The organism is Bradyrhizobium sp. UFLA05-109 (assembly GCF_054185165.1).
This window is the reverse complement of record NZ_JBBIAR010000084.1, coordinates 26,258-39,055: the sequence shown is the minus strand read 5'-3', so window position 1 is coordinate 39,055 and position 12,798 is coordinate 26,258. Positions and strand designations below refer to the sequence as shown.

6 protein-coding genes are annotated in these 12,798 nt (G+C 64.1%); 5 read left to right on the top strand and 1 reads right to left on the bottom strand.

Features of this window, described 5'->3' with window-relative positions:
* On the bottom strand, positions 1-1,377 hold a 1,377-nt coding region (gene malQ, locus Q3C01_RS39170), incomplete at its 3' end, for a 4-alpha-glucanotransferase (RefSeq protein ID WP_458150660.1).
* Positions 1,378-1,581: 204 nt separating this feature from the next.
* Here malQ and Q3C01_RS39165 point away from each other — a divergent pair.
* Genes Q3C01_RS39165 through treZ form a run of 5 tightly spaced genes read left to right on the top strand, consistent with a single transcriptional unit; the run spans position 1,582 to position 12,797 of the window.
* Positions 1,582-3,522 (top strand): maltotransferase domain-containing protein, encoded by a 1,941-nt coding sequence (locus Q3C01_RS39165; protein ID WP_458150659.1) that lies wholly within the window; start codon positions 1,582-1,584, stop codon positions 3,520-3,522.
* Between the two features lie 11 nt (positions 3,523-3,533).
* Positions 3,534-6,827 (top strand): maltose alpha-D-glucosyltransferase, encoded by a 3,294-nt coding sequence (gene treS, locus Q3C01_RS39160; protein WP_458150658.1) that lies wholly within the window; start codon positions 3,534-3,536, stop codon positions 6,825-6,827.
* Entirely contained in the window at positions 6,820-8,967 is a 2,148-nt protein-coding gene (gene glgB / locus Q3C01_RS39155) for a 1,4-alpha-glucan branching protein GlgB (protein WP_458150656.1), read from the top strand. The genes treS and glgB overlap by 8 nt, the downstream gene beginning before the upstream one ends.
* 3 nt (positions 8,968-8,970) lie before the next feature.
* On the top strand, positions 8,971-11,046 hold the full coding sequence (gene glgX / locus Q3C01_RS39150) for a glycogen debranching protein GlgX (RefSeq protein ID WP_458150655.1): 2,076 nt from the start codon (positions 8,971-8,973) through the stop codon (positions 11,044-11,046).
* Positions 11,043-12,797, top strand: coding sequence for a malto-oligosyltrehalose trehalohydrolase (gene treZ / locus Q3C01_RS39145; RefSeq protein ID WP_458150654.1), 1,755 nt, complete (start codon positions 11,043-11,045; stop codon positions 12,795-12,797). The genes glgX and treZ overlap by 4 nt, the downstream gene beginning before the upstream one ends.
* Position 12,798 lies beyond the last annotated feature (1 nt).

Genomic DNA, 12,798 nt, shown 5'->3' with positions numbered 1-12,798 from the left:
CGCCAGCAGCGCCTCGAATGGCATCTGCACATAGGCGCCGTTGTCCGGCTTGAAACCGCGCGGCACGAGGTAGAGCCGCTTCAGCCCGAGCACGTGATCGAGCCGGATCGCGCCGGCATGGCGCATCGAGGCGGCCAGCATGTCGGCGAACGGCACGAACGATTGCGCCTCCAGGCCACCGGCATTGAAGCCGGCGAGACCCCAATCCTGGCCCACCGTGTTCAGTACATCGGGAGGTGCGCCGACTGCGAGATGGCGGGAGATCGCGCCCTGCTCGTTCCAGGCGTCGAATCCGTCGGACTGCACGCCGACCGCGACATCGAGATAGAGCCCGACCTTCATGCCGAGCCGGCCTGCGAGCTCCTTGGCCGCAGCCAACTGCTGATCGGCCGTCCATTGCACGAACTCGACGAACTCGACCTCGTCATGATCGGGGCCTGCGCGCAGCTCCGCGCATTTCGTCTCGTCAGGCCGCTGCCACTCCGACGGCCATTCCCACCACGGTCGTCCCGGGAAGCGATGGCGTAGCACCTCGAAACAGGCAAAGCGCAACAACAGCGGACCCCGCTCGAGGCGGAAGGCATCGAATGCCTCTCGGCGCCCGGGGCCAGCCTTGGCCTTGAACGCGTCGAACGCGGCGCGCAGGCCGCGCCATTTCAGCGGCCCTGCCTCGCGGTATCGCACGCGGTCGCCTTCGCGCAAGGACGCCGCGGTCGCGCGCGCCTCCGGCAGCAGGCCAGGCGAAAACTCCGGAATCTTCTCGACGTCGATGTAGAGCGGGTTGAGGAACAGCCGGCTGTTCGGCGAATAGGGGCTGCAATCAGACGGCCGGTCGTCGAACAGCACATGCAGCGGGTTGAGGCCAACGCCATCAGCGCCGAGTTCTTTGGCGAGCGTGACGAGATCGGCAAGGTCCGTGAAATCGCCGATCCCCCAATTGCGTGCGGAGCGAACGCTGTAGAGCTGCACCGCGAGCAGCCAGCCGCGGTCGAAATCGCCGGTGAAAGCGCGCTCGGGCGCCACGATCAGCGGCACCTCTTCCGCCGCCCCGGACGCATCGACGAGCTTCAGCCGATGGTAGCCGGACGGCAGATGATCGGGCCAGACAATGATGCGCTCGCGCGCCTCGCCCTGCGCGACCGTCACGGTGCCGTTTGCGACGGACCAACGCAGCGGAAGCTTGGCAGCCTCGGTGAGGTCGGTGCGCCGGCTGGTGCGAACCACGACAGCACCGCTGACGAAGCGGTAGGTGCGCTTCTCCGGCAAGGCCTGGAGTATCGACGTCAGGGCATCGGGCGCGGTGACCCGCAGCTTGCCCAAGGCATCGACGAATTCGGACTGGACGCCCTTGGTTCTGGCTTCAGCTAAAAGATCCATTCGGCACGCAGCTTGCAGGCCACCATCAGCCGGCGGCATTCATTTTCATGAGGCGGAGGAATAGGATAGTCGGAATCAACGCGCTGACTGCCGCTATCGTTCCTGACGGGAACTAATGACACACAAGAGGCTTTCTATATAGGTACCAAGCGTCGGTTCCCGGCAAGGGAAGCGAGACGTTACTTTGTTGTCAATGGCATCACCGTGAACAAGACAATTCAAACTGTCGAGAGTGTCGCAGCCGGCGGCGCTTTCCTTATTGAAGACGTCTATCCGCTGGTCGATGGCGGCCGCTTTGCCGTCAAGCGCGTCGCGGGCGAGCGCGTCGATGTCTGGGCGGACATCTACCGCGACGGGCACCACGCGGTCAGCGCCGCGTTGCTCTGGCGCCGCGAGCAGGATCGGGAATGGCAGCGCACGCCGATGCTCCATCATGGCAATGACCGCTGGGTCGGCGCGTTCACCCCGCCCGGGCCGGGCCAATACGTCTACGCCATCGAGGCCTGGACCGACGAATTCGCGACCTGGCGTCACGGGCTCGCGCTCAGGCAGCGATCCGGAGCCGATGTCACGCTCGACGCGATCGAGGGCGCGGCCCTCCTGACCAGGGCCCATGGCGCAGACGATGACGCCGCGGCCATCATCCTGCAGCAATGCGAGATTTTCCTGCAGAGCGGCGAGGTCACCCCGCTGATGGCGGATGAGCTGCGGGACGCCATGGCCGACAGCCAGTCGCGGCCCGACCTAACCCGCTCGCCCCTTTTCCCGCTGGTCGTCGACCGCGAGGAAGCGCGCTTCAGTACCTGGTACCAGATGATGCCGCGCAGCCAGGGCAAGGTGGCGGGCCAGCACGGCACGCTCAGGGATTGCATCGCGCGTGTCCCCGATATCGCCGCGATGGGTTTCGACGTGCTCTATTTCACGCCGATCCACCCGATCGGTCGCACCCGCCGCAAGGGCCGCAACAATTCACCGGTCACCGCCTCAGGCGATCCGGGCTGCCCCTATGCCATTGGCGCGTCCGAGGGCGGTCACGATGCACTGCATCCGGAGCTCGGCACCATAGAGGATTTCCGCGCGCTGGTTGCGACCTGCCTGGAATATGGCGTCGAGCTTGCACTCGATTTCGCGGTTCAGTGTTCGCCGGATCATCCCTGGCTGACGCAGCATCCGGAATGGTTCAAATGGCGGCCGGACGGCTCGATGCGAACGGCGGACTATCCCGACATCGTCGTGCCCGATTTCTCCTGCCTGACCCGAAGCGAATTGTGGAACGCCTTCCGCGACGTCATGCTGTTCTGGATCGACCACGGCGTGACCATCTTTGCCATCGACAATCACGACACTGCGCCCTTCGGCTTCTGGGAGTGGTTGATCCGCGATATCCGCCGCCGGCATCCCGAGGTGATCCTGTTCTCCAAGACCTATACCCGACCGAAACTGATGAAGGGTCTCGCCAAGCTCGGCTTCGCCCAGTCCTCCAGCTATTTTCCGTGGCGAACACAGAAATGGGAGTTGGAGCAATATTTGACTGAGCTGACCAGCTATCCCGAGTACGACTTCTATCGCCCCAACCTGTTCGTCAACACGCCCGACGTCTTGCCGCATCATCTCCAGAGCGGTGAGCCCTGGATGTTCAAGTCGCGCGTCGCGCTGGCGGCCATGTTGTCAGGCAGCTACGGCATCTATAGCGGGTTCGAACTGCTCGAGCACCAGGCCGTCCCGGGGCTCGAGGAATATCTCGACTCCGAGAAATACGAGATCAGGGTTCGCGACTGGGATCGCCCCGGCAACGTCAAGCCCTACATCGCCGAGCTTAATCGCATCCGCCGCGACAACAAGGCGCTGCAACAAACGTCGAATTTGCGCTTTCTCGGCATCGACGATGGCGACGTGATCGCGTTCGCCAAGGAGTCGATTGACCGGACCGACACCGTCCTCGTCGCCATCGCCCTGTCGTCCAACGTGCGGGAGGTCTGGCTCCCGCTCGGCGACGTCACTGTCGACGCGAACGGGGAACGTCACCATATCGCACGCGTTGAGAACCTTCTCACCGGCGAGCAGTCCGCAATCGAATGGGGCGGAATCCGGCTGCGCATCGATCCCTATCGCGATCCGGCGTTCTTGTTCCGTTGCTTGGCGTGAGGGTCCACGGCATGAACGTTCTTTCCTCCGTTGACGAGAAGAAGGTCGAAGCTGCCGAGGTCGTGGACGAGCTCTGGTACAAGGACGCGATCGTCTACCAGCTCCACGTCAAGGCGTTTGCCGACAGCAATCATGACGGTATCGGCGACTTCGCCGGGCTGACCGAAAGACTGCCTTATTTGCAGGATCTCGGCGTCACCGCGCTGTGGCTGTTGCCGTTCTATCCCTCGCCCGGCCGCGACGACGGCTACGACATCGCCGACTACGGCTCGGTCAATCCCGATTTCGGGACGATGAAGGACTTCAAGCGCTTCATCCAGGAGGCGCAGCGGCGCGGCTTGCGGGTGATCACCGAGCTCGTCGTCAACCACACCTCCGACCAACACAGATGGTTCAAGCGCGCGCGCCGGAGCCCCGCGGGCTCGAGCGCGCGCAACTGGTATGTCTGGAGCGACACCGACCAGAAATATCAGGGTACGCGGATCATCTTCACCGATACCGAAAAATCCAACTGGACCTGGGATCCGGAGGCCGGCGCGTTCTACTGGCACCGTTTCTTCTCGCACCAGCCCGATCTCAACTTCGACAATCCGCGGGTGGTCAGTGCCATCATCCAGGTGATGAAGCGCTGGCTCGACGCCGGCGTCGACGGATTCCGGTTGGACGCGATCCCTTATCTCTGCGAACGCGAGGGCACCTCGAACGAGAATCTTCCCGAGACGCATGCCATCATCAAGCGGCTGCGCCAGGAGCTCGACGCCTACTCCAAGGGCAAGCTGCTGCTGGCCGAAGCCAATCAGTGGCCGGAGGACGTGCAGGAATATTTCGGCCGCGGCGACGAATGCCACATGGCCTACCATTTCCCGCTGATGCCGCGCATCTACATGGCGATCGCACAGGAAGACCGCTTTCCGATCACGGACATCCTGCGCCAGACGCCCGACATTCCCTCGAGCTGTCAATGGGCGCTATTCCTGCGCAATCATGACGAACTGACGTTGGAGATGGTCACCGACGTCGAGCGCGACTATCTCTGGTCGACCTATGCCAACGATCCGCGGGCGCGGATCAATCTTGGTATCCGCCGGCGGCTCGCGCCGCTGATGGACAACGACCGGCGCAAGATCGAGCTGATGAACTCGCTGCTGCTGTCGTTCCCGGGCACGCCAATCATCTATTACGGCGACGAGATCGGCATGGGCGACAACATCTATCTCGGCGACCGCAACGGCGTGCGCACACCGATGCAGTGGAGTCCGGACCGCAATGGCGGCTTCTCGCGCTGCGACCCGGCCCGCCTCTATGCGCCGCTGATCATGGACCCCGTCTATGGCTATGAGGCGGTCAATGTGGAGGCGCAGTCGCGCAGCCTGTCCTCGCTGCTCAGCGCCACGAAGCGCCTGATCTCGGTGCGCAAATCGACGCTCGCCTTCGGCCGCGGCACCATGACCTTCATCCGCCCGGCCAACCGTTCCGTGCTCGCCTATGTCCGGCAATATCGCGACGAGGTCATCCTGTGCATTGCCAATCTCTCGCGCGCAGCACAGGCGACCGAGCTCGATCTGTCGCCGTGGAAGGACCGGGTCCCGCAGGAGATGCTCGGCCGCACGCGTTTCCCCGCAATCGGCGAGCTGCCTTACATGATTACGTTGGGGCCCTATGGCTACTACTGGTTCCAGCTCCGCGAGCGCGACAAGTCCGAGCCGGTGACGCCGCGCGCGGTGCCCGAATTCGAGACGCTGGTGGTGCCGGTCAACTCGACCTGGGTCTCGCTTGCGCGCGAGCGCGGCGTGTTCGAGCGCGAGGTGCTGCCGGGATTTTTGTCGCGGACCCGCTGGTATCCGGAGCGCAGTCCCACGCAGATCCGGCCGACCCTGACGTCTGCGGTCCCGTTCTGCGACATCGGCGACAACCGGCCCTGGCTCGCATTCTTCGAGGCGACGCAGCGCGGCGTCACATCGCGCTATGTGATGCCGATGCAGATCGAATGGGTTCGCTTCGACCGCGAACGGTTCAACCCGAGGGCACTGGCCGCAGTGCGCCAGGGCGCGCGCGAGGGAACGCTGCTCGACGTCGCGACCGACCAGATCTTCATCGGCCTGTTCCTGCGCAATCTCAGCCAGTCCCTGATCGTCGAGGAAAACAATCTGCGGCTGGACTTCAAGGCGACCAGCCGCTTCGGTGCGGACACCGTCAAGCAGCCGGAGCAGATCCGCGCCATCGAGCAGGCCAACAGCACCGCACTGGTCGACAACCAATATGTCACCAAGATCTATCGCCGGCTCGAAACCGGCACCAACCCCGAGATCGAGCTCGGCTACTACCTCACCGAGGTTGCGCAGTTCGCCAACACGCCCGCGCTACTCGGCAGCGCCGAGCTGGTGGAGGATAGCGGGCGAAGCGCCGTCGGCGTCGTGCATGCCTATGTCGAGAACCAGGGCGACGGCTGGGCGGTGACGTCGGGCTATCTCGACCGCTACATCGACGAGCAGCGTCTGCTCGCCGCAAGCGAAGCCCCGCGCGGGAACAAGGACCAGGTGCCCTATCTGCATTATCTCGCTCAGACCGGCCGGCGACTGGCTGAGCTGCATATCGCGCTCGCCAAGGCCGACGGCGACGATCTCGCGCCCGAACCCGTCACCTCTGCGCACATCGCCCAATGGACCACGGATCTCCTCAAGCGCGCCGAACATACCTTTGAAATGCTGGCGCAAAGCCGCAACGGCTTGCGAGAGGCCGATCGTCCGCTGGTCGACCAGCTCCTGGACCGGCGTCCAGCCCTTTCCGATCTGCTCACGAAGCTATTGCCATCCGACATCGGCGGGTTGAACATCCGTCATCATGGCGACTTCCGCCTCGGGCAGATTCTGATCGTGAAGGACGACATCTTCATCATCGACTTCGATGGCAATCCCCATCTCCCGCTGGCCGAGCGGCGGCGCAAGGCGCCCGCGGCGCGCGACGTCGCGAGCCTCGTCTGCTCGATCGACCTTGCCGTGATCGCGGCGGTCGACCGCGCGCTCAAGGGCGCGCGGGACGAACAGGGACGGCTCGCGACCGCGCTTGGCGAATGGCGCGAGCGCGCCACTGCGACGTTCCTCACCGCCTATCGCGAGGCCATGACCGATCGGCGCCTGCGGACAAATGGTCCGCATTCGGCGGACGGCCTGTTAAGATTTTTCCTGCTTGAAAAAGCGTTCGATGAGGTGGAGTACGAACTGTCTCACCGGCCGGAGGCGCTCAATGCGCCACTGACCGGGCTGCTTCGCATTCTGTCCAATGCGGAGAGCGAAGCACATGCCTAAACTGTCTGCCGAGGCCTACGCGATCATCGAGGGTCGCCACTCCGATCCCTTCCATTATCTCGGGCTCCATCCCGAAGGCGACAAAAGCGTGGTGCGCGCTTTCCTGCCCGAAGCCTCCAATGTCGAGGCGATCGGCGAGCATGGCGAGGTGGCGAAACTCGACCGCATCCACGAGTCCGGCCTGTTCGCAGGCACGCTCCCCAACGGCGCCAAGCGCTACCAGTTGCGCGCGACGTTCGGCGGCAATGTCGTCGAGCTCGAAGATCCCTATCGCTTTCCGCCGATCCTGACCGATTTCGACCTCTATCTGCTGGGCGAAGGCACGCATCAGCGGCTCTATGACAAGCTCGGCGCGCATCCGATGGCACTCGACGGGGTCGATGGCGTAGGCTTCGTCGTGCTGGCGCCAAATGCACGCCGGGTCAGCGTGGTCGGCGACTTCAACTTCTGGGACGCGCGCCGCCACCCGATGCGCGTGCGCGGCGTCGGCTATTGGGAGCTGTTCATCCCGCATGCAAAGGCGGGCGATCACTACAAGTTCGACATGGTCGGACCGCACGGCCACAATCTGCCGCTGAAATCCGATCCGCTGGCGTTTGCCGCTGAAGTGCGCCCGAAGACGGCGTCGATCGTGTTCGACGAAGCGCACCTGCCGCGCCCGCGGCCGGCGCCCGACGGCATCAACGCGCTCTCGGCGCCGATGTCGATCTACGAGGTGCATCTCGGCTCCTGGCGACGCAAGAGCGACAATGAATGGATGACCTATCGCGAGCTGGCCGAGCAGCTTCCGGCCTATGCGCGCGACATGGGCTTTACCCATCTCGAATTCCTGCCGGTCAGCGAGCATCCTTTTGACGGTTCCTGGGGCTACCAGCCAACAGGCCTCTATGCGCCGACCAGCCGCTTCGGCCCGCCGGAGGATTTCGCCGCGCTGGTCGATGCCTGCCATCGCGAGGGCATCGGCGTGCTGCTCGATTGGGTGCCCGGACATTTTCCCGACGATCCGCACGGGCTCGGCCACTTCGACGGCACCGCGTTCTACGAGCATGCCAATCCCCTGCAGGGTCGCCATCTTGACTGGGGCACGTTGATCTACAATTACGGCCGCACCGAAGTGACGAACTTCCTGGTGTCGAACGCGCTGTTCTGGCTGGAGCGCTACGCCATCGACGGCCTGCGCGTCGACGCGGTCGCCTCCATGCTTTATCTCGATTACAGCCGCCCCGCGGGCGCGTGGGTCCCGAACCAGTATGGCGGCCGGGAGAACATCGAGGCGATCGCGTTCCTGCGGCGCTTCAATACGGAAGTGTTTGCGCGCTTTCCGCAAGCCACGACCGCCGCGGAGGAATCCACCGCCTGGCCGCAGGTTTCCCGGCCCGTCGAATTTGGCGGCCTCGGCTTCGGCTACAAGTGGAACATGGGCTGGATGCACGACACGCTGAACTACATCAGCAAGGATCCGATCTACCGCAAGCACCATCACGGCGAGATCCTGTTCGGCTTGCACTACGCCTTCTCGGAAAACTTCATCCTGCCGCTGTCGCACGACGAGGTCGTGCACGGTAAGCGATCGATCCTTGGCCGCATGCCCGGCGACGAGTGGCAGCGCTTCGCGAACTTGCGTGCCTATTACAGCTTCATGTTCGGCCATCCCGGCAAGAAGCTGTTGTTCATGGGCGGCGAGTTCGCGCAAGGGAAGGAATGGAATCACGACCAGTCGCTCGACTGGCATCTGCTCGAATACAAGAACCATTCCGGCATTCAGTCGCTGGTCCGCGACCTCAACCGGCTCTATCGCGCCGTGCCTGCGCTGCATCAGATGGATTGCGATCAGGCCGGCTTCGAATGGACGATCACCGACGATGCCAACCGCAATGTATTCGCCTGGCTGCGCAAGGGGTTTGACGCCCGTGCGCGCTGTCTCGTGATCGTGAATTTCTCGCCGAACGTCTATCGCAACTATCGCGTCCGGGTGCCGTTCGCCGGCAAATGGCACGAGGTCTTCAATTCCGACTCCGCTCACTATGGCGGCAGCAATGTCGGGAACGTCGGAGAGGTACAGGCGGCTGACGGCAAGACGCCGGAACTGCGCCTGACCATTCCGCCGCTGGCTGCAATCTTCCTCGTTCCGGAAAGCTGACCCATGCGACTGACCGCCGGAACGCCCGCACGCCTCGGTGCAAGCTGGGACGGACGCGGCACCAACTTCGCGCTGTTCTCCGCCAACGCGCACAAGGTCGAGCTGTGCCTGTTCGACGGCCAGGGGCGGCGCGAGCTCGAGCGCATCGAATTGCCCGAGCGCACCGAAGACGTCTGGCACGGCTATCTCAACGACGTCTCGCCGGGCCAGCTTTATGGCTACCGCGTGCACGGCCCCTACGAGCCCGAGCACGGTCACCGCTTTAATCCCAACAAGCTCCTGCTCGACCCCTACGCCAAGCGGCTCGCCGGGCGGATGGTGTGGAGTGACGCGCACTTTGCCTATCGCACCGGCAGCCCGCGCGAGGATTTGTCGTTCGACCGGCGCGACAACGCACGCGGCATGATCAAGGCCGCCGTCGTCGACGAGACCTTCAACTGGGGCCGGCGCGAAATCCGCCCGAACATCCCGTGGGACGAGACGATCATCTACGAGGCCCACATCAAGGGGCTGACGCAGAGGCGCGATGACGTGCCGCCGAACCTGCGCGGCACGTTTGGCGGACTGTCCTCGCCCGCCATGATCGAGCATCTGAAGCGGTTAGGTGTCACCACCGTCGAGCTGCTGCCGATCCACGGCTTCATCGACGACCGGGTGCTGGTGGAGAAGAAGCTCGCCAACTACTGGGGCTACAACACCCTCGCCTTCTTCGCGCCAGAGCCGCGTTACGCGCAGGACAATCCGCTGGACTCCTTCCGGACGACCGTGGCGCGCCTGCACGACGCCGGGATCGAGGTGATGCTCGATGTCGTCTATAACCACACTGCCGAAGGCAACCATCTCGGCCCGACGCTGTCCTTCCGCGGCATCGACAACGCCTCCTATTACTGGCTGAACCGCGAGAACCCGCGCTACTACGACGACTTCACCGGCTGCGGCTCATCGGTCAACCTCACCCATCCGCGCGTGCTCCAGATGGTGACGGATTCGCTGCGCTACTGGGTCGAGGTCTGCCACGTCGATGGCTTCCGTTTCGATCTCGCCACCACGCTCGCGCGCGGACCGAACGGGTTTGACCGCGGCAGCTCGTTCCTGACCGCGGTCCGCCAGGATCCCGTGCTCCAGGGCGTAAAGCTCGTCGCCGAACCCTGGGACCTCGGCCTCGGCGGCTATCAGGTCGGCGCGTTTCCCTCGCAATGGTCGGAGTGGAACGACCGCTACCGCAGCGCCATGCGTCGCTACTGGAGCGGCGAAGGCAGCCTGATCGGCGATATTTCGAGCCGCATGACGGCGTCCTCCGACCTGTTCCACCACGACGGCCGCAAGCTGCGCGCCAGCATCAACCACATCACCGTGCACGACGGCTTCACCCTCGCCGATCTCTTCAGCTACAACCAGAAGCACAACGAGGCCAATGGCGAGGACAACCGCGACGGGTCCAACGACAACCACAGCAACAATTGCGGTGTCGAGGGCCCGACCGACGATCCGCAAATCCTGTCGCTGCGCCGCCAGCTCCGCAAGAACGTGCTCGCCTGCCTGATGCTTGCACAGGGCACGCCGCTGTTGCTCGCCGGCGACGAGGTCGGAAACACCCAGTCCGGCAACAACAATGCCTATTGCCAGGACAATGAGGTGGGCTGGGTGCTCTGGGACAATCTCGGCAAGGACGGCGAGGACATGGTCGCATTCGTCAACCAGCTCGCCGAGATCCGCCGCCGCTTCTCGCAGCTCCGCAGCCAGCGCTGGCTCGACGGCCGTCGCGCCGACGGCTCCTACGGTGTCTTGTGGCTGACGCCGGCGGCCGAGGAGATGAAGGAGAGTGACTGGAATTTCCCGGAAGGGAGATTTCTCGCCTATGTGCTCGGCCCGCTGGAACCCGGCGTGCCCGCGATCTTTATCGTCCTGAACGCCGCACCGGAAGAAATCGGATTTAAATTGCCCAAAATGGCCGAATACAAGAGCTGGCAGCAGATCCTGAACACGACCGATGCCAAGTTGAACACGGTCGATTTCCTGCCCGGCACCGACAGCAAGGCGCCGCCGCGCTCGGTGCTCGCCTTTGCAGGTGCGCTATGAGGCCTTCGTTCGGCGCCAAGTCAAGCAAGGAGGGCGTGTCGTTCCGGCTCTGGGCGCCCGGTGCGAGGCACGTCGACCTCGTGCTGGACAAGCGCCATGCGATGCGGCGCCGCGAAGACGGCTGGTATGTGGCCGATATTGCCGGCTTGACGGCGGGCGCCCGTTACCAGTTCAGGATCGACGACGAGCTCGACGTACCTGATCCGGCGTCGGCCTTCCAGCCAGAGGACGTGTTCGGGCCGAGCGAGGTGATCGACCACGACAGTTTCGAGTGGCGCGCCAGAGATTGGCGCGGCCGGCCGTGGCATGAGACAGTGCTGCTGGAATCCCACGTCGGCACCTTCACACAAGAAGGAAGCTATCGCGCCATGATCGACAAGCTCGATCATCTCGTTGCGACCGGGATCACCGCGCTGGAATTGATGCCGCTGGCGGACTTCGCCGGCAAGCGCGGCTGGGGCTATGACGGCGTGCTGTGGTATGCGCCCGACAGCGCCTATGGCCGGCCCGAAGACTTGAAGACGCTGATCGACGAAGCGCACCTGCGCGGCCTCATGGTCTTTCTCGACGTCGTCTACAACCACTTCGGCCCCGAGGGAAACTATCTCGGCCGTTACGCGCCGAATTTCTTCACCGATGCACATACGCCGTGGGGCAGCGCGATCGATTATCGCGTGCCGCAGGTCCGCGCCTTCGCGGTCGAGAACGCGCTTTGCTGGCTCAGCGACTACCGTTTCGATGGCCTGAGGCTGGATGCGGCCAATCACATCATGGCGGTCCCCGGCGAGCAGTCGGTGCTGCACGAGCTCAGCGTCGCCGCGGGCCAGCTTGCGGCGGCGACCGGGAGGCACATCCATCTCGTGCTGGAGAATGGCGACAATCGCGCGAGCCTGCTCGACCCCACCGAGGAGCCGCCGAACGGAAAATATCGCGGCCAGTGGAACGACGACTATCATCACGTCTGGCACGTGATGCTGACGCGCGAGTCCTCCGGCTATTATGGCGACTATCAGCGCTCGCCGCGTGGCGATCTTGCCCGCGCGCTGGCGTCGGGCTTCGTCTATCAGGGTGGGGTCTCCGCGTTCTGGGGCAACAAGCCGCGCGGCGAGCCAAGCCGGCAGCTTCCGCCGGACACCTTCGTCAATTTCCTGCAGAACCACGATCAGATCGGCAACCGGCCGTTCGGCGATCGGCTGGAGAGCATTGCGAGCCCCCGAGCGATCGAGGCGGCGCTCGCCGTTACGCTGCTCGCGCCGATGGTGCCGATGCTGTTCATGGGCGAGGAGTGGGGCTCGAAAAAGCCCTTCCCGTTCTTCTGCGATTTCCATGGCGATCTCGCCAATGCAGTTCGCAACGGACGGCGCCAGGAATATGCCTGGGCCTACGAGAAATATGGCGACGAGGTGCCCGATCCGCTCGATCCGGCGACGCCGCAATCCGCCGTGCTCGTTTGGGAGACGCGCACGCCGGAGGAGGAGGTGCGGCTGTCGCTGGTACGCGAGCTCCTGCGCATTCGCCATTCCGAAATCATGCCACGGCTTGCCGGCGCGGCCTTTGGCGAGGCCAAGGCTGAGGAGAGCGGCCTCTTGACTGCGCATTGGCGCTTGGAGGACGGCGCAACGCTGCACCTGATCGCCAACCTGTCGGATCGCGATATCACATCACCTCAAATCACGGGCGCGCCGATCTGGGGCGGCGAGCCCGGCGATCGACTTCCGCCCTGGTCGGTGGTCTGGCGCCTTGCGAGGTGAG